Origin of the sequence: Xylanivirga thermophila (assembly GCF_004138105.1) — a bacterium.
Taxonomy (GTDB): Bacteria; Bacillota; Clostridia; order Caldicoprobacterales; family Xylanivirgaceae; genus Xylanivirga; species Xylanivirga thermophila.
This window is the reverse complement of sequence record NZ_RXHQ01000001.1, coordinates 41,733-66,466: the sequence shown is the minus strand read 5'-3', so window position 1 is coordinate 66,466 and position 24,734 is coordinate 41,733. Positions and strand designations below refer to the sequence as shown.

At 37.2% G+C, this 24,734-nt stretch carries 23 protein-coding genes and 1 tRNA gene; 2 read left to right on the top strand and 22 right to left on the bottom strand.

The window, feature by feature from the left end; genetic code table 11:
* Positions 1–3: 3 nt before the first annotated feature.
* A complete protein-coding gene (locus EJN67_RS00305) occupies positions 4–579 on the bottom strand; it encodes a class II aldolase/adducin family protein (protein ID WP_165000654.1) in 576 nt (191 codons plus the stop codon).
* A 21-nt stretch (positions 580–600) separates the two neighbouring features.
* Complete coding sequence (locus tag EJN67_RS00300; protein ID WP_129721298.1) at positions 601–1,383, bottom strand: S-methyl-5'-thioadenosine phosphorylase; 783 nt, start codon at positions 1,381–1,383, stop codon at positions 601–603.
* A 202-nt stretch (positions 1,384–1,585) separates the two neighbouring features.
* On the opposite strand from EJN67_RS00300, the gene EJN67_RS00295 reads away from it, so the two are divergent.
* On the top strand, positions 1,586–1,801 hold the full coding sequence (locus EJN67_RS00295) for a hypothetical protein (RefSeq protein ID WP_129721297.1): 216 nt from the start codon (positions 1,586–1,588) through the stop codon (positions 1,799–1,801).
* Positions 1,802–1,804: 3 nt separating this feature from the next.
* On the opposite strand, the gene EJN67_RS00290 is transcribed toward EJN67_RS00295, so the two are convergent.
* The 20 genes from EJN67_RS00290 to polA all read right to left on the bottom strand — a co-directional run bounded on the left by EJN67_RS00290 (position 1,805) and on the right by polA (position 23,568).
* Positions 1,805–3,079 carry a DNA methyltransferase gene (locus EJN67_RS00290; RefSeq protein WP_129721296.1) on the bottom strand — a complete coding sequence of 425 codons (1,275 nt, stop codon included), beginning with the start codon at positions 3,077–3,079 and terminating at the stop codon, positions 1,805–1,807.
* A gap of 116 nt (positions 3,080–3,195) precedes the next feature.
* Complete coding sequence (locus tag EJN67_RS00285; RefSeq protein WP_129721295.1) at positions 3,196–5,106, bottom strand: hypothetical protein; 1,911 nt, start codon at positions 5,104–5,106, stop codon at positions 3,196–3,198.
* A 19-nt stretch (positions 5,107–5,125) separates the two neighbouring features.
* Positions 5,126–7,435, bottom strand: a complete 2,310-nt coding sequence (locus EJN67_RS00280; protein ID WP_129721294.1) for an AraC family transcriptional regulator — start codon at positions 7,433–7,435, stop codon at positions 5,126–5,128.
* A gap of 81 nt (positions 7,436–7,516) precedes the next feature.
* Complete coding sequence (locus EJN67_RS00275) at positions 7,517–8,398, bottom strand: carbohydrate ABC transporter permease (RefSeq protein ID WP_129721293.1); 882 nt, start codon at positions 8,396–8,398, stop codon at positions 7,517–7,519.
* A gap of 14 nt (positions 8,399–8,412) precedes the next feature.
* Positions 8,413–9,381, bottom strand: coding sequence for an ABC transporter permease (locus tag EJN67_RS00270; protein ID WP_129721292.1), 969 nt, complete (start codon positions 9,379–9,381; stop codon positions 8,413–8,415).
* 80 nt (positions 9,382–9,461) lie between these two features.
* Positions 9,462–11,099, bottom strand: a complete 1,638-nt coding sequence (locus EJN67_RS00265) for an extracellular solute-binding protein (protein WP_129721291.1) — start codon at positions 11,097–11,099, stop codon at positions 9,462–9,464.
* A gap of 273 nt (positions 11,100–11,372) precedes the next feature.
* Positions 11,373–12,176: an RnfABCDGE type electron transport complex subunit B gene (rnfB, locus tag EJN67_RS00260; protein WP_129721290.1), complete on the bottom strand. Its 804-nt coding sequence runs from the start codon at positions 12,174–12,176 to the stop codon at positions 11,373–11,375.
* 13 nt (positions 12,177–12,189) lie between these two features.
* Positions 12,190–12,777 carry an electron transport complex subunit RsxA gene (gene rsxA, locus EJN67_RS00255; protein ID WP_129721289.1) on the bottom strand — a complete coding sequence of 196 codons (588 nt, stop codon included), beginning with the start codon at positions 12,775–12,777 and terminating at the stop codon, positions 12,190–12,192.
* A gap of 1 nt (position 12,778) precedes the next feature.
* Entirely contained in the window at positions 12,779–13,387 is a 609-nt protein-coding gene (gene rsxE, locus EJN67_RS00250; RefSeq protein WP_129721288.1) for an electron transport complex subunit RsxE, read from the bottom strand.
* Positions 13,384–13,974 carry an RnfABCDGE type electron transport complex subunit G gene (locus EJN67_RS00245; protein ID WP_129721287.1) on the bottom strand — a complete coding sequence of 197 codons (591 nt, stop codon included), beginning with the start codon at positions 13,972–13,974 and terminating at the stop codon, positions 13,384–13,386. The genes rsxE and EJN67_RS00245 overlap by 4 nt, the downstream gene beginning before the upstream one ends.
* The gene (locus tag EJN67_RS00240; RefSeq protein ID WP_129721286.1) at positions 13,974–14,927 is read right to left on the bottom strand and encodes an RnfABCDGE type electron transport complex subunit D; all 954 of its coding nucleotides are present in this window, start codon (positions 14,925–14,927) and stop codon (positions 13,974–13,976) included. Before EJN67_RS00240 ends, EJN67_RS00245 begins: the two co-directional genes overlap by 1 nt.
* Before the next feature lie 20 nt (positions 14,928–14,947).
* Positions 14,948–16,282: an electron transport complex subunit RsxC gene (gene rsxC / locus EJN67_RS00235; RefSeq protein WP_129721285.1), complete on the bottom strand. Its 1,335-nt coding sequence runs from the start codon at positions 16,280–16,282 to the stop codon at positions 14,948–14,950.
* Positions 16,283–16,431: 149 nt separating this feature from the next.
* Entirely contained in the window at positions 16,432–16,779 is a 348-nt protein-coding gene (locus EJN67_RS00230; protein WP_129721284.1) for a sulfite exporter TauE/SafE family protein, read from the bottom strand.
* The gene (locus tag EJN67_RS00225) at positions 16,780–17,133 is read right to left on the bottom strand and encodes a sulfite exporter TauE/SafE family protein (protein WP_129721283.1); all 354 of its coding nucleotides are present in this window, start codon (positions 17,131–17,133) and stop codon (positions 16,780–16,782) included.
* 6 nt (positions 17,134–17,139) lie between these two features.
* Positions 17,140–17,820 carry an undecaprenyl diphosphate synthase family protein gene (locus tag EJN67_RS00220; protein WP_243641184.1) on the bottom strand — a complete coding sequence of 227 codons (681 nt, stop codon included), beginning with the start codon at positions 17,818–17,820 and terminating at the stop codon, positions 17,140–17,142.
* A 135-nt stretch (positions 17,821–17,955) separates the two neighbouring features.
* Positions 17,956–18,042, bottom strand: a tRNA-Leu gene (locus tag EJN67_RS00215).
* 68 nt (positions 18,043–18,110) lie between these two features.
* Positions 18,111–19,760: an ABC transporter substrate-binding protein gene (locus tag EJN67_RS00210; protein WP_129721281.1), complete on the bottom strand. Its 1,650-nt coding sequence runs from the start codon at positions 19,758–19,760 to the stop codon at positions 18,111–18,113.
* Between the two features lie 11 nt (positions 19,761–19,771).
* Entirely contained in the window at positions 19,772–20,341 is a 570-nt protein-coding gene (locus EJN67_RS00205; protein WP_129721280.1) for a lytic transglycosylase domain-containing protein, read from the bottom strand.
* Positions 20,342–20,363: 22 nt separating this feature from the next.
* Positions 20,364–20,960 carry a dephospho-CoA kinase gene (coaE, locus tag EJN67_RS00200; RefSeq protein WP_243641183.1) on the bottom strand — a complete coding sequence of 199 codons (597 nt, stop codon included), beginning with the start codon at positions 20,958–20,960 and terminating at the stop codon, positions 20,364–20,366.
* 13 nt (positions 20,961–20,973) lie between these two features.
* Complete coding sequence (polA, locus tag EJN67_RS00195; protein WP_129721279.1) at positions 20,974–23,568, bottom strand: DNA polymerase I; 2,595 nt, start codon at positions 23,566–23,568, stop codon at positions 20,974–20,976.
* A gap of 234 nt (positions 23,569–23,802) precedes the next feature.
* Between polA and EJN67_RS00190 the strand changes: the two genes are divergently transcribed.
* On the top strand, positions 23,803–24,579 hold the full coding sequence (locus tag EJN67_RS00190) for a CAP domain-containing protein (RefSeq protein ID WP_129721278.1): 777 nt from the start codon (positions 23,803–23,805) through the stop codon (positions 24,577–24,579).
* Positions 24,580–24,734 lie beyond the last annotated feature (155 nt).

The window sequence follows — 24,734 nt, the reverse complement described above, 5'->3', positions numbered from 1 at the left end:
TCCTCAACTAAGACTAAGCATTTTTACATAAAAATTCATCATTGCGGTCTCTTCAGTAAGTTCGGCTAAATTATATGCCTTGTATATATCCTGCCCTACCGTAACAAGACCATGATTCTCCAGCATTATCGCATCATGATCTTTTATATATGGCGATACCGCTTCTGCCAATTCCTTACTTCCTGAAGGATAGTATGGAACTATAGGTACTTCCTTTAAATATGTTCTACTTTCTCTAGTAAGCATCTTTATTGGAGTATTCCTATAGGCAAAGGAGGTAACCATCTGGGGATGGGTATGGATTATTGCATGTACATCAGGACGATTTTTATATATATTAAGATGTAAAAGCACTTCCGATGATGGCTCATGGGTACTAAAAAGTACATCCCCATCAATGTCAATAACCACCAAATCGTCTTCAGTCAGTTCGCTAAGGGAAGAACCCTTAGGTGTTATTATTATTTTATTCGGCATACGAATGCTTACATTGCCCCCATAGGCAGACACTAGACTACGCTCGTGTAATTCCTGACATATGTGTATAATAGCGCTATTCGGCGTAGATAGCTTTTTCAAACACCATTCCTCCTCGATTGATTATACGTGATGACATGGACAATCTACGTCCTTATCCATCCTTTTTATCATTTCCAATATTAATGCCTTTACCTTTTCATTGTTCTCCTCAAAGACCTTAACAACCTCTTCCTCATTTACTGGAGGTATATCATCTCTGCCTTCCAATCCTGCATCATAATCGGTTATAAGTGCTATATTTACATAGCATATCCCCAATTCTTTAGCAAGTATACACTCAGGATATTGGGTCATATTTATAACATCCCAGCCCATCGAACTATACCAACGGCTCTCCGATTTTGTGGAAAAGCGCGGTCCTTGTATCACTACCACAGTACCTTTATCATGTATTGTGATACCCTGGTCTTTTCCTGTTTTAATCGCCAGTTCCCTAAGCCTTTCACAATAGGGATATGCAGCGCTTATATGCTTTACAATAGGTCCTTCAAAAAACGTATCCTCCCTGCCACAGGTTCTATCAACGAATTGGTCACATACTACAAAGTCTCCTGGTTTTATCTCTGGTTTTAAACTTCCTGATGCAGTAGGCGCAATGATCTGCCTTACTCCCAGTTCCTTCATTGCATAAAGATTTGCCCTATATGGTACAAGGTGGGGTGGATATTGATGGTCCTTTCCGTGTCTTGGTAAAAATGCCACCCTTTTATCCCCTACCTTGGCCAAAGCTATCTTATCACTTGGTGCACCATATGGAGTAGATATTTTTACCTCTTCCACATCATCCAAAAAAGAATAAAAGCCTGACCCACCAAATACCCCAATATCGGCTTGGTATCTCATAACTTTTTCCTCCCATTCCTTTAAAAATATTATACTTTTCATCACTTATTGTGTCACAATTTACGGCGTTTTGCAATACCTGGATAGCCTTATCCTAATTAATATAAACTTTAATCCTTAATTTTCATGTATCTATTTAAGTCTCTATATAAATACTATATGTAAATATATTTTTATAAAACTGAAAGAAGGGAGATATGATATGAAGCCTACCCCGAAGACACCAAAATCAAAGGATAATGTGGAAAAGGATATTTTAGGCGATCAAAGCGCCTATGGAGAATTTGTATCTACGTTTCATTATTGGACCGGCTTGGAAGGCAACTATAACAGGGGGCGGGAGATAGCCCAAAAACCCATGCAACCACTAGAAGATAAACATATTGAAAACCAAACCATACATTCTAAAGATGAATAAGATTTATTCTATTTCAAAGAAATACTGGCTGCCGTATATATCTATAAAATGGGCAGCAATTTTTTTGATATCACAATCATCTATGGATAGTGCGGTATCTATGCTAGGATGGTCAAATGTCCGCATACTATATGCCTTTTCAATAAATCTATCGCCCTCAATATATCCTATCGCCCAATACTCCACCATATTCAGTCCCATTTCATCCATCAAAGGTATATCGCCCATTTTGTCAATTTTGTATTCCTTTAATGAGATCTTAATATGATTGCCATTCTTATATTTACCCAGCTTTATAACAGGCTTATGTTGTTTCTTAATATCCTCTGTATAAAATATATTAAAACTCCCGCCAATTCCGCTATTTAAAATTCGCCTTCTACAGGTATGTAGAGAAAATATGCCACTGTCCGCCCCTATCCACCTTCTACCTAGTTTTTGTGCAGTAGAAATGGTAGTGCCTGAGCCTGAAAAAAAATCAGCTACTAATCCATCAGATGGTGATGATGAAAGTATTATCCTCTTTAACAAGGCTTCCGGCTTTTGCGTACCATAGCCCGTCCGTTCAGGATCCCTCTGCTGAAGATGGGATATATCATCCCATACATCACTGGGATATATAAGGGCATCCTCGTAATACCTATACTCTTTCCCGCCGGATTTTATGGACCAAAACGTCTTACCATTCTCATCTACCCCTTGTTTCATATGATTACGTCTATCCTTACCCCTGGGAATTCCTACTGCCTTTATATCAAAATAGTAGTTCGGCGTTTTAGAATAAAACAATATAGTATCGTGTTTTCTACTAAAATGATTTTTGGCCCTGCCCCCACTTTTATAATGCCATATTATTTCATTCAAGAAGCGATCCTCTCCAAATATCTCATCCAGCATAACCCGCATATAAGCGCTAGTGCGATAATCTATATGCAAATAAAGGCTACCAGAGGGGGATAGCAGCTCATATGAATAGGAAATCACACTACGCATCATCTCTAAAAATAAATTTCTGCTTTTAAAATCCATATCCTCATAAGCAGTATGTGAGATCATATATGCCTTATTACCACTCCACCCTTCTTCACCTATACGCTGCACAAACCTGAAATTTTTCCCCGTAACAAAGGGAGGATCCATATATATAAGATCAATTTTATTTTTATATTCGTCTAATAATTTCGGCAGGATATTAAGCGCATCACCGAAATAATATACACCATTGCATTTCCCATCACCATGGATTTCACCATTGCACTCAATTGGTATTAGTTCCATTTAGGTGTTTCCCTCCATTTTAATATCATAAAAGACTCATATTTTGTCTCTTATTCTATATTAGATAGGGGATTCATGCAAATGGTAAAATATTTGCATAAATCCCCTATCTAATGCTACTTCCTTAAAAACCATATGGGACTTGCCCATGCCATATGGCCATTTCTAAGCTTTACCCGTACATAATAATACGTATTTTCATCTAATACATCTTTATCCTTAAATTCCTTCTCCGCTATCATTCCATTAATGGATTTTGAATATATTACCTCTCCATTCCTTATTATCTCTATAGTTTCAATATCTTGGGGGGATACCACAGTAACCTCAACGCATCTAAACACACTATAATTTTCATCAAAGGTTACTATATCACCCATCATATGGTCATTTATAAAATAGCATATAATGATACGGGGATTGGTAGATGCTATGCACCTACGATTGTATAGTCCTGAAAATATATCCTCCCTTGTAAGCGCCTTTGCATATACACCGGTAACGCCACCATATCCCGGTCTTCCATCATGATCATCACTGCTAGATGTAAAGCCCCATAGCCTCCCCCTATTTAAAAAAGCAGTGGTGGTATTTCCCTCTACATTGGATCTTGCCTTTAAAAGCATGGGATGCTCATTATCTTCAAATCTTCCCCACTGGGATGAAAATATCTCTACTAGTCGTTCAGTATATTCATTTTTCCTATCCCAGTTTTCAAATCTAAAACCGCCAAATTTCATCTCCTGCTGATCTTTTTTCATCCTCCCGCCACAATATCTATGGAGATGGGGTATTGTCATATAGCCACTATTACCATAAAAATCCCAAACCTGTGAAACATCACCCACCCATTTCTCAGGGTATGGGACATTCAAAAGAGATGAAGAAAAAAGTACTACCGTATCACCACGCTTGCTATGGAGCTCAAATCCCGGAAATGTAACAAATTTTCCGGGATTATAGTTTTGGTCTGCAAATCTGCCAATGGAATGCCATGTTTCCCGTGTTATATTTAAGGCAGGATCATCATCAAATCTAAAGGTTTGCTCTGGAATACACACAAAATCAATACAGGATACCTCTTTTGCATATTCATAACAAGAATTGGTATCTGTTCCTCCATCATTATCCCTTATATTCGGCGATAGATTGGAGTGGGAATGTAGATCACCCCAAAAAATCTTATATGCTATATTTTTACATAGAACTGCTGCCTTCTCCTTATGAAGATCCATATCTTTATCTATAGTTATCTCATAAGGACCCTCTTCACCTATACATGCCCTATATGTTAAATTATCGCTAATATGTGCCATCCCTGCAATCTTGCCGTTTTTCATATTCCGTATTACAAGCTTTGGATCATCCAAATGGTAATCAAATATGGGATTATTAAACCTATCCTTTACCACCAGCCTTATTTTAAACTCTTCTCCTACGTTTACTATCCCAGGGGCTACAATAGATATACTTTCCGCCCGCCCAGGTGTAATCTCTACAGGCGGAAAACCATTTAGTTCTATAAATCGTCCGCTTCCATCTACGTCCACTTTCACTTTGTATTTTAGAAATGTGCCATCTGTTTTATGAGACATGGTTCCTACCCTGGTGGCGGGAGCTGCACCTTTTATCCATGGCCTATCTATACCTCCATAGTTTATATATATACGCTCTCCCTTTTTTAAATCAGCCTTTGCCGTTATCCTTAATATGCGATTGCTATCCGGCCAGTTTTTTACATGCAAAAAGGCAGTATCTATCTTTTCGATCGTTACTTCTACTGCCTTTTTTTCCCCATCGCATACAGCCCAAGCAAAACATGGGCTCCAATAATCATATATCTGCACATATTCCCGCTTTGTTTCATGTTGATATGGCGGAAATACAATCTTTAGGCTCCCGCTTTTTTTGAAACCACCTTCACCTACCACATATACTGCCTTCCAGTAAAAAGGCCCATCTACCTCTACCTTACTTGGCATATCTACATTAAAGCTGCCGTAATAATCTATATGATTGTTACTCATTTCACCAGCCCTTTCAATATCAAGACTTCACTACATCCCTATATTTCCCGGGAGTAATGCCTTCATATTTCTTAAATGTCCTTATAAATGTACTGCTGTTATAAAATCCTACCATCTGCGCTACAGATTCTATAGTCATGTCCCCTTCCCTCAAAATAGCCTTTGCCTTCCCTATCCGTACTTTGTTTATATAGTCTAAAAGACCTTCTCCCGTTTCATCTTTAAAGAGTTTTGATATATAGGCGGGAGTCATACCAAAGACCTCTCCTACTTTGGATACATTTAAATCCGTATCATTGTAATATTTTTCAACATAGTCTACTATATCATCCTTAAATCTATACTTTATATCGTTATTTTTTTCGCCATTGTACTCACAAATTTCTTTCAGTATATAATTCATCTGATATTTCATCTCAACGGCAGTATTGCATTCCATAATCCGTTCAATCGGATTTAGTCTTTGCAAAAATTCATAATCTTCCTGACACTCCAGCGTTTTTATCATGGTACTTATAAGATCAAATTCTAAGCATTTTACCATATCAACAGTGACACAATGGCTTTCAGGTGTCATATCTAAAAATTTCCCAAACACCTCATTTAAAACTTCTCTAGATTCCCCAAAATTACCGCTTTTTATATAATTCATAAGCTTTTGTTCATCCTGAAGGGGATAATAATATACCGGTTTTGAGGTTTTTATATCACTATAGTTTATTATTTCCCCTTCTCCTAATATAAGCTTGTACTCCATAGTATCCAATGCCTGTTGATAAGCTATCGGCAGATTATCTACAGAATCCACCATATCACTTAAAGCAGCGGTATAATATATTTTGAAATTATTCTGTATAAATTCCTTGCTTTCAGATATAATATCAAGCACCGTATCAGATTCTATTTTTTCATCCATTCCATCTATATTGACAATACAAGCCATAAGATCATCTATTTCCGCTACATATGAACTATATCGCTTATCCAGCTGTTCCTTTATGACATTTTTGATTATAAATTTCACTAATTTTAGGCTGTCCATATCATTCATATCCTTATCGCTGAACAGTTCATCAAAATGATCTATATATATTAATACAACCATAAAATTATCAAAAGGGAAATATATATCAAGGGATGAGGACATATCTTCCACTTGACCTTTTAGCAATTTTACCAAAAAATTGTTTTTTATTATGTCCTGCTGATTTTCCAGCCTTTCACTCATCAGCTGATTTTCATTAAGTGTATCTGATATTGCCTGGTTTATAAAATTATACTCATTATATTCAGTATCCAACGTCAAGCCCAATTTGCTTCCTAATACCCCTATAATCTGGGCCAAAGGATCGTAGTTTTTTTTGGATAAAAAATAAGCTACTATGCCTCCTATCATCACAGATAGAATAAGGCTAATTATGGTTAACCTTTTGATATATTTTGCCTTCTCCATAAATATACTTACAGGAGTTATTGAGATATATTTCCAATCAGTAGCATTGGATGAGATATAGGATATTACCACCTTTTCATTTGCCATGGTGCTATATATAAGCCCTTCCTCCCCTTCCAGGGCATCATACGAAATTGTAAGGGGTGTTTCAGGATAATTTACAGACGATATCATCTCATTTTGATTGTCTATTACACATACCGCACTTTTGTCCAGCCACTTTATATTTCTAACGATACCCTCAAATCGGCTACTGTCTAGATCTATAATGATATTAGCCAACATATCCCCCATCTTGCCCATAGGAAGAGATTTTACATACGTTATTTGCTTAGAAGATGGTGATTTAATAAAAAGATTTGGTATAAAGTTACCATCATATTTATCGTTTAAGATTTTATGCCATTCTTGATACGTAATATCATCATTGTCATAATGTACCTCATAGAATAAACCCGGCTCATATATGGACACATCCGCTATTATAAAATCTGAATACTTAAAATATATATACATATTTTTTACCATACTATTTGCAGGCTTATATGAATTTAAATCCTTAAAAATTTGATTGGCTGTATAGCGGTTTGATGTTTTTAAAGGCGGTCTAGTATACATAAAACCCTGTACTCTAGGATTAAATGCTATCTGCAGTGCTAATTTTTGTACATCTTGTAAATGCCCATCAATAGCCTGCTGTGTTTGCCTCAAAATTGCCTTATTGGCCCGATTTATCTCATTTTCTATTATGTGGGTAGACTGGACATAGACAATACTACTTATCACCAAAGGTATAAGTAGTATTGAAATATAGGATAAAACCCATGAAAAAAACACACTATTTCTATTAAAATGCTTAATCTTTAATCTCCCCAATGCACTTTGCCCCTTATATAATAATCACTCTTTACAGTAAATATTATATCAAAAGTATATAGCCTATTCAATCACAAATACTCAACCTTTCACCGCACCAACCATGATGCCCTTTACAAAATATTTCTGGAGGAATGGATATATAAATAATATGGGCAAAGTAGTTATTATTATAGTTGCATATTTTATAGTCTCGCCTACAGGTTCCTTATCTACACCACTAACATTAAACATCATGCTGCTAGTATCGTTGGATATGAGTATCTCTCTCAATATAAGCTGAACAGGATATAATTCTCTTTTTCTTAAGAATACCATAGCATCAAACCATCCATTCCAATGTGCAACTGCGTAAAACAAAACCATTACTGCTATGGTTGGCATAACTAGTGGCAATATTATTTTAAACAATATTGAGAAATCCTCTGCACCATCTATTCTTGCTGATTCTTCCAAGCTATCTGGTACACTTGCAAATGCAGTTCTCATAACTATCAAATTCCAGGTATTTATAGCCCTTGGAATTATAAGTGCCCATCTTGTATTAGTGAGTCCGAGTTTTTTAACCAATAAATAAAATGGTATGAGTCCACCACCAAAATACATGGTAAATATTATAAACACGGTAAGGAATTTCTTGATATATAATCCTTTACGAGACAGTATATATGCACCTAGACAACTAAGCAATATATTAAAGGCAGTACCAACTACTACATAAAACAGCGTATTTTGATACCCTATAGATATCATTGGATTTTTAAATACCATCTTATATGCCTCTATACTAAAACCCAATGGTTTCCATAATATACCTTGATGCTGAATAAGCTCCGACGGTTTACTTAAAGATGCAAATGCTACATACAATATGGGATACAATGTAATTATAATGAGTATGACCATCAGTATCGCATTCACCACTTGAAAAATCTTTTCGCCCTTTGTCTTTTTTATAGCCATATAAATCCTCCTCCCTACCACAAACTAACATCACTGAATTTTTTACTTATCCAGTTAGCCAATATAACTAATGTAAAGTTTATAACTGAATTAAAAAGTCCTACTGCTGCACTATAACTATAGCTAAAATCCAACAAACCTTTTCTATATACAAACGACGATATAACATCTGCCGTTTCCATTGTTGCAGGGTTATACAACAGTATAATCTTTTCAAATCCTACATTCATTATCTGTCCTATTCTCAGTATAAACAAAATTATAATGGTTGGAGCAATGCCAGGTAGAGTAATATGCAGTGTCTGTTTCCATTTACTCGCGCCATCCATCCATGCAGCTTCATATAATTCTTGATCTATTCCAGTTAGTGCAGCCAGGTATATTATTGAATCCCATCCAATATGCTGCCAAATTCCACTGGATATATATATGGTTCTAAATAATTCTGGCTTCATCAATAGGTTATCCCGTTCTCCTCCAAGCATCACTACCAAATCTGTTATAAGACCATCTCGAGCAACAAACTCTTTGAGCATACCACATACAACTACCAAGGAAATAAAATGTGGCAGATAGCTAATAGTTTGTACAGTCTTTTTAAATTTCATATTAGAGATCTCGTTTATCAGCAATGCCAAAATTATAGGAGCCGGAAATCCAAATACCAATGAATACAAACTTATAAGCAAAGTATTTGATACCACCCTGCCAAAGTATACACTTTCAAAGAAATTCTTAAAGTGTTTAACTCCCGCCCAGGGACTGCCCATTATACCCTTACCGGGGGAAAAATCCTTAAATGCTATTATAGCACCATACATGGGGAAATAGTGAAATATAAGATAATAGAGAAACACCGGTATAGCCATTATATATAGGTATTTATGACTTATTATTTCCTTTTTCCATCTTTGCCAAAATGATTCCTGTTTTAAACTTCCCCTTATATGCACTGTAGTAGTATCTATATTATTAACTGCCATTATAATAGGGCCTCCTTTCCTTACCATTAAATAAGATTTTTAGTATAGGAGATAACAGGGGGGTATATACCCCCCACAAATTATCTATTATTGAATCTTTCAAGGGCATCCTTTTCAATTTTTATAGCATCCTCTATGCCCATTTTCTTTACATCTTCTACATATTTATCAAAATCATTCAATGAAACCTGGCCCATTATAAACTTAAGTTCCATCTCGCTTACATACGTACTTACCTCGTTCATTATGGAAGCCAACTTTTCACTTTCTTCAGAAGTAGGAGTAATAGGAGGTATTCTCATCTTGTCATCTGCTTCAGACCATGTCTTTACTGCCTCTAGCTGTGACTCAAATGGTGTATATTGCTCAAAATATCTCTTATCCTGAACAAATGGTCCATTATAGCAGGCACGGGCATATTTAGCCATTGCTTCTGCAAACGATAGTCCATCAGGATTTTTGGTTATATTCTCTGTATATTTTGGATAATTATCCACCATCTCATAGCTTTCGCCTTCTATACCAAAGTTGAATAGCATATGTCCTTCTTCACTATAACCATAATCAAGCCATTTAGCTGCAATTTCCTTTTCTTTACAAGCGGGTGTTATTGCTACCAAGCCTTGAGGTGTCAATGGGAAATCCTTTTGTCCAAATATGGGCTTATCACCCTTTTTCAATGTAGGATAAGGAACACCTACTAAATCAAATTTAGGATCCTGATCCTTTGCCATAGTGAGATACCGTCCCATACCGCCGCCTACAGGAGCTATAAAAGCGCCCGTCTTTCCACCTGTAATCTTAGCATCATAAGACTTGCCGTCCTGTGCTGAATAATCTGGATCCAATAGGCCTTCTCCATACCACTTGCTCATCTCGGCTAGATAATCCTTATATTCAGGTTGTATTGGTCCATATTTTATTTCTCCATTTTCTTGATAGAATCCAGGTAATGTACCAAATGCACTCATTATATTTCCTGTAGTAGTTAAATGCCATGGAAGGAATGAATAGGGAGCAGTTGCGCCCTTTTTCTCTTTAAATGCTGTAAGGGTTGTATGCCATTCATCTATAGTAGTAGGCACTTCAAGCCCAAGTTCGTCCAACCAGTCCTTTCTCATTATAGGTCCACACCACACCATCAAACTCTCATCCCCACGAAGGAATGGGAACATGTAGTATTTACCACTGTCTGTCTTTATTGATTTATCAATAGTTTCATCAGAATCTAATATTTTTTTTAGATTTGGGGCATTTTTATCTATCAAATCGTTTAATTCAACGATAACTCCATCTTCCAGCGCCTTTTCAGGACCACCAGGATACTCTAACCACGTATATTCTATAAGATCCGGTAATTCATCTGAAGCTATCATGAGATTGAACTGCTCTTTGTCCTGACCCACTGGAGGATGTAAGAACTCGATCTCTACACCTGTTCGATTTTTTAATTCCTTATATAGCTCCGTCTCTGCTAATGTTGCTGCACTAGCTGTTACATACTCACTCATAACTGACCAATAGGTAAGTTTTACAGGTTTATCTGTAATTTTACCATCTACACTTGCATTATCTTTAGAATCAGTTACATCCTTATTGGAACCATCTGTTGTTGCATCTGAACTTGAATCCTTACCCTGCTTGCCGCATCCTACGGATAATGATGCTACTAACATACAGATAAGTAAGATAGATAATACCTTTTTAAACTTTTTCATAAGATGTTTCCCCTCCTAAAAATCATTTTTATTAAAACTATTTTTAAATGAATTATAATTTGTTTGGCGCGCCTTGTAACTTTATGATATTATTAAATGCGTATAAAGTAAATGATTAAAATAAAGGATAGATATCCAAAATATAAAAACTAGCATTTGCATTTTGTCAATTTTGATACTATATATTAAATTGTCAATATACAAAATATAAAATATATGCTCAATAAGCTAAAAAAGGCGGTAAACAAATACCTGTTTACCGCCTTTTTTAGCTTATTGAGCTTCACTTTTAATATATATAGCCTTTGTTGGACATTTTTCAGCACACTTGCCGCAATTTATACATTTACTATAATCTATGGAAGCTAAATTATTATTTACCTTTATTGCCTCTGTAGGACATACTTTGGTACACATCCTACACCCTATACATCCCACATCACAATTAGTTCGTACAATCTTTCCAGCATCCTTTGACATACATAGTACATGCACCTTGTTGGATTTAGGCACTATTCGTATTATGCCCTTAGGACACGCCACTACGCATTTGCCACATGAGGTACATTTTTCTTCATCTACTACTGCTATACCATCTATCACGTGTATAGCATCAAATGGACATGCCTTTACACAACTGCCCAGCCCCATACAGCCAAATCGACATGACTTTGGACCATCGGACAACATAGAAGCAGCTACACAATCCTGTATACCATCATATTCATATTTATTTTTTGCACTTTGGCAATCGCCATTGCACATTACTCTAGCTACAGTAGGCTCTTTTTCTTCTACTTCCATGCCTAATATTGCTGCCACCTTTTGACCAACCGGCCCTCCACCAACGGTACAACCATCAGGAGGTGCCTCACCCTTTACCGCTGCACTTGCAAAGCCGTCACATCCTGGATATCCGCATGCACCACAGTTGGCTCCAGGCAATACTTCTCTTACAGCATCTACCTTAGGATCCGAAGCCACTCCAAACTTTTTATTTGCAATGGCCAATCCAGCACCGAATAAAAATCCCAATCCCCCTAAACTGACTATAGGCCATAATATTTCCTTTACCATCCGCTCTCCTCCTCTATTTTATGAGTCCTTGGAATCCCATAAAAGCTATGGACATAAGGCCTGCAGTTATAAGTGCAATAGGAAATCCCTGTAAATGCTCCGGAATATCTGCTAACTCCTGACGCTCTCTTATCCCTGCAAATAATACTATTGCCAAGGTAAATCCTAGCCCTATGCCTACACCATTCACAAGGGTTTGCAATAGATCATATTCTTCTTGTATATTTATAATTGCAGTCCCCAGCACGGCACAATTTGTAGTAATAAGGGGCAGATAAACTCCCAATGCCTTGTAAAGGGTTGGACTGCTCTTTTGAATAACCATCTCTATAAATTGCACAAGTGCCGCTATTACCAATATAAAAGCTACAATCTGCATGTACTCAATACCCAACGGAACCAATATGGCATAATATACAATATATGTGATAACCGATGCAAGGGCTATTACAAATGTAACTGCCGTACCCATTCCAAGTGCCGTATTAACTCGCTTTGATACACCTAAGAATGGACATATTGCTAAAGAACGGGCTAGTACCACATTATTTATTAGTATAGAGCTTATAAATAGCAACATAAGCTTGCCGAAATAACCCATATTATGCATCCCCCTTCTTACTGGGCTTTGCCATCATTTTGTTAAAGAGTCCTAGAAGCAGCCCAAGTGTAATAAAAGCACCAGCAGGCAATATCATTATGAGCACTGGCTGAAAATTTTGAGGCATAACCTTCATGCCAAACCATGTGCCAGCACCAAATATTTCCCTTATTGAACCGAGCAAAGTAAGGGATAATGTAAATCCCATGCCGACTCCCAACCCATCCATAATAGAAGGAAGGGGTGTATTTTTTGAAGCAAAAGTCTCTGCTCGAGCCAGTATTATACAGTTAACTACTATAAGGGGTATAAATATACCAAGGCTATCATAAAGTGCAGGTACATACGCCTCCATAACCATGCCTATTATAGTAACAAAAGTAGCAATTATAACTATATATGAAGGAATACGAATTTTTGAAGGAATAAAATCCTTCAAAAGGGATATTACAAGGTTTGAACCTACCAATACAAACGTAGTAGCCAATCCCATGCCAATGCCGTTTACCGCTGCCGTAGTTACCGCCAGCGTAGGACACATACCCAGTACCAATCTAAAGGTAGGGTTTTCATTTATCATACCATTTGTAAATACCTTAGATAACTTCATTTTTGTCCACCCCCATCTTTGAGCTCATTTGTAAAATACTCACTAGACAGATTAACAGCACTAGTTACAGCCTTGGATGTTATGGTAGCACCAGTTATTGCCTGTATTTCATTATCCTTTGGAGATGCTTTTATTACATCTATTGCACTATCCGATGATTTACCCTTAAACTGATCTTGAAATGCCGGTTCTACAGCCTTGGCACCGAGCCCGGGGGTTTCGCCATGGTTACCTATTCTTATACCCTGTACTATGCCATCTTTATCTATACCTACTATAACTTCAACTTCCCCGCCAAAGCCCTTTGTAGTTAATTTAAACGCATACCCCATCAGATTAGCATTGCTGTCCTTGCCCTCGTTTATCTCCTGTATTGTCGCTTTTTCATTGCTAATACTATCTTTTTTTATATCTATATTCTCAAATTCTTGAGCCCCTGGCAAAACATCCATCATATTTTCTAGCTCTGCCTGTGCCCTTTGATTTAAAATTGGGTCCTTGGTAGCCATATTAGTAAGTCCAAGGGCCAATGCTGCTACAGCAGTTATAGCAAGTAACTTAAGTCCTAGTTTTAATGCATCATTCATCAGGCCCTCACCTCCACTTTACCAAATATAGATGGAACAGTATATTTATCTATAAGTGGGGTAACAATATTCATTACAAGGATAGAATAACTTACACCTTCAGGATATCCGCCATAAAGCCTTATAATAGACGTAATTATTCCACAACCTATGCCCATTATAATCTGACCTTTAGGAGTAACTGGTGAGGTTACATAATCATTTGCCATGTAAAAAGCCCCCAGAATAAGTCCACCTGCAAAGATATTATATATTCCATTACCCTGAAATAACCCCGGGCCTCCTAGCATCCAGGTCATAAAAGCTACCGTACCTATATAGGTAAATGGAATCCGCCAGTTTATTACACCTCTATAAAATAGATATGCAGCCCCCAAAAGGAGTGCTAGTGCTGAAGTTTCACCAATACATCCCCCTATATTACCTATAAGCACCTGATCAAATTGTGGTAGCGTTCCTTTGATTCCTTCTGCCCCCTTCAATATGGCAAGGGGCGTAGCAGTCGTCATAGCATCAGCTCCTGGAATTACCCATGAGGTCATCTGTACTGGCCATGCAGACAGTAATATTGCCCTAGCAGCCAATGCAGGATTCATAAAATTTTGACCCAATCCTCCAAATAGCTGTTTGACAAGGGCAATCGCTATAAAAGATCCTATAACTGGAATCCACCACGGCACGGATGGAGGCAGATTATATGCTAATAGTAATCCTGTAACAATTGCACTTAAATCTCCAATAGTAACTGGCTTTTTTAAAAGCCTTTGCATTGCCCATTCGGCAACTACCGCTGTGCCAACCGATAATAAAATAATCCATAAAGCCCTAATTCCAAAAAAGTATATCCCCATCACACCAGCTGGTAAAAGTGATATTATAACATCAAGCATTATTCGCTCTACCGACTGATTTGACCGTATGTGCGGGGATGATGACACCACAAAATCGCTCATTAAATTACCCCCTAAACAAGTTATTTATTCGCTCCCTTTTTGCGTTCAATTATAATTTCACGTTTCGCCATGCGTATAGATGGGAGCAGTGGCCGTTTGGCAGGACATATATATGAGCAGCTTCCACATTCTATACAATCAAGGGCATGAAGATCCTCACATTCTTCAAACCTATCATGCAATGCATATGATGATATGGTAAGAGGCAAAAGATTTATAGGACATACCTCAACACATTTTCCACACCTTATGCAAGCCTGCATAGGCGGAACCTGGGCCTCTTCCTCTGTAAATACCAGTATACCCGAAGTCCCTTTTGTAACTGGCACATCCAAAGTATATTGGGCCAATCCCATCATCGGACCTCCTGAAATTACTTTGGCCGCTCCTTCTTTTATGCCGCCACATCGATCCACTAGATATGAGAATAAAGTGCCAATACGCACCAATAAATTCTTTGGCTCATCTACACCCCTACCAGATACCGTCACTACCCTTTCAACAAGTGGCATGCCGGTCTTTATGGCTCTTGCTATTGCATGGGCCGTCCCTACATTGTTAACAACTACACCCACATCCATTGGTAATCCTGCTGAAGGTACCTGTCGTTTTGTAATGGCATATATAAGTTGTTTTTCAGCCCCTTGTGGATACTTGGTCTTAAGGATTGATACCTCGATACCGTCAATTCCTTCTACCGCCTTTTGCATAGATGCTATTGCATCTGGTTTGTTATCCTCTATACCTATATATCCTTTTGATACTCCCAATGCCTTCATTATAGCCCTCAAGCCATATACTATATCCTCCGGCTGCTCTAACATCAATCTATGGTCTGCAGTCAAATACGGTTCACATTCAGCACCGTTTAAAATGACCATATCTATCTCTTTTTCTGGAGGCGGAGATAATTTTACATGGGTAGGAAATGTAGCACCACCCATGCCCACAATACCAGAATTCAATATGAACTTCTTTATCTCATCGGATGACATTGATTCTATATCAGCCGGTTTTAATCCTTCCCATACAGTATCCTGCCCATCGTTTTCTATAATAACAGCCATGGCCTGACCTGATACCGGATGGGGAGCCAGACTGATACTCTTTACTGTTCCCGATACACTTGAATGGATCGGCGCACTTACAAATCCCTTTGCCTCTCCTATTACTTGACCCATTTTGACCTTATCGCCTACTTTTACCACTGCCTCACAAGGTGTACCTATATGCTGCTGTAATGGTATTGTGAGTAATTCCGGTACTCCCGCCTTCTCTATAGCTTTAGCTGCAGTATAGGCTTTCCCATCTGGAGGATGGGTTCCACCTTTAAATGAAAGCCTACTAGTGCTCAATCCAAACACCTTCCTTCCTTGATACTAATACTCCCATATTTATCCTAACATACTTTAACTCCAGCCCTAATAGGGTGGAGTTAAAGTATATAAAGATGCGTATATAATTATAACATATATATACAAGATTTTACGAAATTTTTTTAATTTTAGTTCTTACGAAAAAATTCATATATACCCATAGCAAGTAAAAATATCCCAAAAAAGCGTCTAAGTCTCTGTGCAGAAATAGATACGGCAATGTTTGAACCTATTATTGCCCCAGCAATACCACCTAATACTATATAAAAAGCCGTTTTATATCTTACATACTTATTTTTAGTATGAATGATAATAGCTATAATAGCCGTTGGAAAAAAAGCCATTAAATTCACACTCTGGGCCATATGCTGTTCTAAACCGACTAAGAAAATCAAAGTAGGAATTAAAATAGTGCCTCCACCTATCCCCATGCCACTTATTACACCCGAAGCAAGTCCTATAAAAAACAAAAGCATCTATATTATCATCCTTACAGCTGCTGCAATCATAAATATGGCAAATATCTTTCTTAGTATGTTGGCAGGAATCTTTTTAAGCAGTTTTGCCCCAATAAAACCGCCTATTGTACTTCCTAAAGCTACCTTCCATGTTATATCCCATGCAACCAATCGGCTCTTAAAGTATATAATAGTACTTATAATGGAGAGGGGAAATATAACTGCCAAAGCAGTAGCATGGGCTTCATGCTCATCCATATCCAAAATATGTATCATAGCAGGTACTGCCACCATACCTCCCCCAGCGCCAAAGAGTCCATTGCATAATCCAGTTACAAGTCCTGATATTAAAATAAACAATGCACGTTTCATATATAATCAACCACCAAGGGTTATATCCTGCTTCTGATACCATCTAAGGGCATCTAAAAAATGGACATCCTTAAAATCAGGCCAAAGGGCCTCTAATACATAAAAATCAGAGTATATGCTCTGTACTGGTAAAAAACCACTAAGGCGCCGTCTTCCACCCCATCTTACCATTAGATCCACCCTGGATATTTGTGATGACCCTATAAGATCAGTTATATTTCTACCCGTCTTTAGTACTTGCCCATTGTTTATTGCAGAGATGGCTTGATGTAAATCCCATTGCCAACTATAATTCACAAGAAAATTTACCTTTATAAGCCCCTTCCCGAATCTTACCCGTTCTTTTGTATATGGCAACAGTTCCTTTGGAAACATCGGAGACTTAGTATTACCTACCACCAATAGATCTGCATCTCTGTTGGCCAAAGTACCTACCGCATCTACACACGCTTTTTGAAAAGCCTTGCGCTGAATAACAGGGCGCTTTGTATTATCCTGCGTAAATCCATATAATGTAAGTTCTTGTATGCCCTGTTCTATACACATTTCATAAAGTCTAAATCCCGGAGCTATACCATAATCATATCCCTTTTCCTTTGACATGCCGTTGCGCTCTGCCCATCTCCTGTTGCCGTCTGGAATTACACCTACATGGGTGGGTATTCTTTGAAATATATACTTACTCAAGTTGATATCCCTCCATAAAGTAAAACTTAATTTAATACTTATATACTTCCCCATAGACTACAACATATATGCACCGGCATAAAATTTTTTCCAGGTACAAAAAAAGTCAGAGAATAAAATTCCCTGACTTTTTAGTGGTGCGGAAGAGGGGACTTGAACCCCTATGAACTATCGTTCACTACCCCCTCAAAGTAGCGTGTCTGCCGATTCCACCACTTCCGCATTTTTTGGTCACAAATCATATTATACATAGCAGATATTCTATTGTCAAGCCTTTTTCAAAAAAACTTTTATCTCTTAATATACCATTCTTCGATGCCCCCATATATATCTAATTCCCTTGGAATTCCTATTCCACCTATCTTGTCCTTAGTAACTAAACAAGCTGTACGAAAATATAGACTCATAATGGGCATTTCAATGCTTATAAGCTTTTGCATTTGCCTATATGCATCCTTTAGCTCTTCTTCATTATATATTGTCTTTGATTGGAATATAAGACCATCGAGTTCAGGATGGGTATACTTTATAAAATTTTGCTCACCACTTGAATGGAGTATAAACTCCAAATCTGGAAATACCGATAGATAATATCCCATAAGTATGGCGTCAAAAGATCCTTTAGGTATATGATCTCCCTGTATCTCCTGCCAAGGAACAGGCTCTACATCCACCTGTATACCAATCTCTCCTAGTTGTCTCTTTATAAGAAGGGCAGTTTCTCTCCGCTCATCATTATCTTCGTTTGTTTTTATGGTAAATTTAAAATTTACCTTTTCCCCTCCAATATCCTTATCCAGTATCCCATCGCCATCACTATCACTCCAGCCAGCTTCTTTCAGCATAAAAACTGCCTTCTCCGGATCATAGTCATAGATCCTATAGCTACTATCGTATAACCATGAACTAGGATTAATAGGCACGTCTACCGCCTGACCATTATTCAAAAAAACCATGGACATTATTTCCTTGCGATCTATGGCATATGCAAGAGCCTTTCTCACCTTTGCATCGCTGAATAAAGGACTTCTTAAGTTAAATGCTAAAAAATCATACTTAGATGTAAGATATCTATAAAGTCTTACATCTGGTTCTTGTTCATATATATTTGTGAAAACCACCTCTGTATCCACCAAATCTATGCTTCCTGTCTGAAAAGCCGCCCTAGCCTTGTCATTATCCTCATAAATCCTTACCAGGATAGTATCTATAAATGGCGATTTGCCCCACCAGTCATTGTTCCTTACAAGTCGTATCTCCCCATCTTCAATTGAAATGGTCGATTCCATCTTATATTTTCCCGTACCTATTGGAACTATATTCTCTATACCTGCGCCTGGCAATACAGATTCATATACTGCTTTTGGAATTACTGGGAAAGTCATTATATCAAGTGCATTGCTAATAGGAAAATTCAAATTCAAACATATAGTGTAGTCATCTTTAGGTACAAGATCCTGTATATAAGTATTTGCATATATTCCATTTTGATAAAAGCTATTTAATGTACCCGATCTCAAAATATCAAATGTAAACTTTACATCCTGACTTGTAAAGGGCGTGCCATCATGCCATTTTACACCCTTACGAAGATGAAATGTCCATATGGTGCCATCTTCAGATACCTCATAGCTTTCTGCAAGGCATGGCTGCGGCTTTTGATTCTGGTCATACCTCATTACCCCTTCGAATATAAGTCCAAGGAAGTTTACCATATCCTTTGATTTTGTCATAAGGGGGTTAAATACATCTGGCTGGACTAGTGGTATAGTAAGCGTTCCACCTTTTTTAGGTACAGTTTCTTCCGCTTGTTCACTTTTATTCTTATTGGACTGCTCCAAAAGAGGCTGCTGTTCTTCTACGCTTATAGTTTTTGCTACACAACCGGGCAATACTGCCATATATATAGCCATAAAAAGCATTAAAAGCCTTTTTCCCATATCCTTCTCTCCTAAATCCTGTACAATTTTTTATATCTATTATACACATTCAATACCTTTGACACATAATTTTTAGTCTCTTCAAAGGGTATATTATCCAATTTTTGTCCATCAGCACTAAATTGTTTGTTGCCAAGCCATTTTCTTACATTCCCGCTCCCGCCATTATATGCCGCCAGCATCAACTCTACATTGCCATCAAATTGTCTAGAGAGGTTATTTAAATACCAGCATCCTAGACGTATATTAACTTCAGGCTGATAGATAATTTCATCACTATAATCTTTCATCCCCATTTTTTTTGCTGCCCATTTTGCCGTATCCGGCATAAGCTGCATAAGACCCGCTGCCCCTTTGTGGGAAGTAGCAGAAGGCTCAAACCGACTTTCAGCCCATATTACGGACATAACTAGATAGGGATCTAATTCATACTCCTCTGAATATTTTACTATATAATCCTTATAATTTAAAGGATATATTTTTCTCTGAAACCAGGAAGAATTATACACGGCATAGATGCATATCAATGCCAGCGTAGTAAAAAGTAATATATATTTAATCATCCTCAATACCTTCTGCATGTCTCATTTATTCCCCCCAAACCTATAAGATACTCTCATGCCATAATTTTAATACCTGTTCCCTTGTATCTTCCATACTTTTGGAATTATCTATTATCTTATCTGTATACTTAAGCCTCTCACTATCAGCCATCTGACTTTCAATTCTATCTCTAGCCTCTTTGAATGTTAAATTATTCCTCTTTTTAAGCCTTGAAAGTTGTATGTCATATGGTACAGAAACTACCCATACCTCATCTACTAGCTCAGTTAATCCAGTTTCTATCAAAAGGGCTGCGTCCACCACTATAGCCTTGTATTTAGTGCATCCTTTTAGTCTTATGATAGTATTTTTTATCTCTTCTACTATAGCCGGATGTACTATTGAGTTTAAAAGCTTAAGAGCTTCAGGCTGACTAAAAACTAGATCTCCTAATTTTTTTCTATCAAGCCCTCCATCTATCCTTAGGTACTCATCCCCAAAGGTATCTATAATACTCCCAAGTGCCGGTCTACCAGGCTTTATTATCTGCCTGGCTATCTCATCAGCATCTATTATAGCAGCACCTAATTCTTTAAGAATGCAAGACACTGTGCTCTTGCCACAGGCAATGCCCCCGGTAAGACCTATTACCTTCATATTATATGCCCCCCTATTTTGCATCATACCAGCTATATCCTACCCCTATATCAACTACTAGAGGTACCCTCAGTTCCATTGCATTTTGCATCTCCGTCTTCACAATATCCCTAACTTCATCCAATTCAGACTTGTGGGTATCTACTATAAGCTCATCATGTACCTGAAGTATGAGTTTAGATTTCAACTGTCTTTTTTTTAACTCATAGAATACCCGGTTCATAGCCACCTTTATTATATCGGCAGCAGTCCCTTGTATAGGTGTATTCATGGCTACCCGCTCACCAAATGACCGAATATTGAAATTTCTTGAATTTAGCTCAGGAAGATTCCTTCTCCTTCCCATAAGCGTGGTAACATATCCTTTTAACTTGGCTTCATGAACTACATTATCCATGTATTCCTTTACCATTGGATACCTAGCAAAATAACTTTCTATATAAGTCTTTGCCTGATTTCTGCTTATATTTAGATTTCTAGCCAGGCCAAAATCGCTTATACCATATACTATTCCAAAGTTTACTGCTTTAGCGCTACCCCTTTGCTCAGGTGTTACTTCGTCAATAGATACATTGAATATCTCAGAAGCGGTTCTGGCATGTATATCCTGATTGTTTTTAAATGCCTCAATAAAAGTAGGATCTTCTGATATATGGGCAAGCACCCTAAGTTCTATCTGAGAATAATCCGCATCTAAAAGCACATGATCATCACTGCTCGCTACAAATACCCGCCGTATTTGCCTTCCAAGCTCTACCTTGACCGGAATATTTTGAAGATTTGGTTCGGTACTGCTTATCCTGCCTGTAGCCGTTACTGTCTGGTTAAAGCTGGAATGTATCCTGCCATCTTCAGGATCTATTACAGCCAATAGTCCGTCCACATAGGTAGATTTTAACTTCATTATCTGCCTATAGTCCATTACCTTATCTATAATGGGATGCTGTCCCTGCAATTGCTCTAAAACTTCTATGTTGGTAGAATATCCCGTCTTGGTACGTTTTATAACAGGCAGATCTAATTTTTCAAACAGTATTACGCCTAGCTGTTTTGGTGAATTTATATTAAACTCTTCTCCCGCCAGATCATATATTTCCGACGTCAAAGTATTTAAACTTTCTGTAAACTCCTTATCAAGTTCCCTTAATATATTTTTATCCACCTTAAAGCCCTCTATTTCCATTTGTGCAAGCACGGTAATCAGTGGGTGTTCCACCTGTTCATAGAGCGTGAACATATCATGTTCCTTTAGGATATGCTTCATAGCGGTATATAGAATAAGTATATCCGAGGCATCAACCCTATCTATATTCAATCCTGTATAGTCATACATAAGCTGGGCCATATCATATTTCTCCTTGGTAGATTCTATTAGATATGCCGCTATAAATGTATCAAAATATACTCCATCAAGACAAATACCTTCCTTAGAAAGTTTTACCATTAATTTTTTTGCATCATGGGTTATCTTCTTTACATCCCTATCTTCTAAAATTGATTTTAAAATATCCATTACCTCATTATAGTTAAGCCCCATGTCTATGAGATTATGCGTTATAGGTACCATATATACCCTATCTTTATTACTTGCGATGCTCAACCCATCATCCTCAACAAGGAGTGCTATCGTATCTCCCGCCTTAATAGAAGACAATACATCTTTAAGTGAGCTAGCATCTTCTATATTTATAACAGTTTTAGGGCGCTTTATATCCGGCTTTTCACTTTCCGATTTCATATCAAAATCCAACCTACTTAATATACTGCTAAATTCTAATTCCATTAGCAGTTCCTTTAACTCTAAAGAGTTTGGAATATCATAGCAGCAATCAGCAATACTTATATCAACCGGTGCATCCTTGATTATGGTAGCAAGTCTTTTACTCAAAAATGCCTGAGCCTTGTATTTTTCTAAATTCTCTTTGAGCTTTTTCCCAGATATCTCGTCTATATGCGCGTATACATTCTCTAAAGTACCGTACTTATTTATAAGTTTAAATGCAGTCTTTTTCCCCACCCCAGGTACACCGGGGATATTGTCAGAGCTATCCCCCATAAGGGATTTCATCTCTATTACCTGTGCAGGGGTAATGCCATAGTCCTCATGTAAAGCCTTTTCATCATATATCCTTATATCCGTTATCCCTTTCTTAGTCATAAGCACATTTACATTTTCATCTATAAGCTGCAAAGCATCACGATCCCCAGTAACTAAATATGCCTTCATGCCCTTTTCCCCAGCTATGCGGGCAAACGTACCTAGAATATCATCCGCTTCATAGCCGTCCCGTTCATATATGGCTATATTCATAGCTGATAGGAGCTTTTTTAATGTATCAAATTGGGGTACTAGTATTTCAGGCGTTTTTTGTCTAGTGCCTTTGTATTCCTTGTACTCCTTATGTCTAAATGTAGGCGCCTTCCTATCAAAGGCCACCCCGATGTATTCAGGATGATATTCTTCTATAAGCTTAAATAGCATATTCATAAATCCATATACCGCATTTGTATATATACCCTTTTTTGTACTAAGGGGAGGGATTGCATAAAAAGCCCTATGCATAAGGCTGTTTCCGTCTATTACCATTAATATTTTATTATCTCGCATCAGTAACTCTCCAATTCGTTTACTTATTATTTATACTTTTGACTTTACCATATCTCTTGACTGATTTCAATTATATTATAACCTAACTTCAATTCGTAATTTCAAAACAATAAAGTAACTTAAATTCCATAAATTATATAATGAAAAGATGTTACAGATATGTTAAAATGACATTACAAAATGAAATAAATTTTATATCATTTTGTAATAATATTAATATTTTGGAGGTCGCATATGAAAAAGAAAATTGTAGCTATATTATCAGTATTGTTAATAGGTGTATTATTTGTAGGCAATGGACTCCCAGGAATTAACGAAAGTGCACTCGCTGCTTGTAATTATCAAACGTCCCAAACGATAATAAGATCATGTCCTACTTTAAATATTAAATCATATACAGGTACTTATTTGCCTATTATAACTATTACTAGGCAAGGAAATATATGGGACATAGTTTATAAAAATAATAATTGGTATACTGTAAACAGCAATAAAAACGCTGCACAAACTGATGGAGAAAAAACTGAGACTAAACAAGAAACTACCACACAGCCAAAGACAGAAACCAAACCAGAAACTACTACTCAACCAAAGCAAGAGACTCCATCTCAACCTGTTACACAAGGATTAAGTACAGAGCAAACAAGAATGCTGGAGCTTATAAACGAAGAGAGAACCAAGGCGGGAGTAAAACCCCTTACATGGGATATAGAACTTGCAAACGTTGCAAATGTAAAGGCTAAAGATATGGTAGACAACAACTACTTTGCCCATGAATCCCCTAACTATGGCAGTCCCTTTGATATGATGAAAAAATTTGGTATAAAATATTATGCAGCCGGTGAAAACATTGCAGGATACAATAATGTGGATAAGGCCCATGTAGGGCTTATGAATTCCGATGGCCATAGAAAAAATATTCTAAACCCCAATTTTACACATGTAGGTATAGGGGTACAAAAGAGTTCTAAATATGGATATGTGTTTGTTCAAATGTTTATAGGAAAGTAATATATTAGATATAAACGTCCCACCGTTCCTTCGGTGGGGCATTTTTTATGATTACTTATCGAACGTATGTTTGATAAGTACCTGTTCTATCCTTTTTTATATAAATAACACATTTTTATCTGCAAATGCTATTCCCTTGATCTTCAGTAACATCT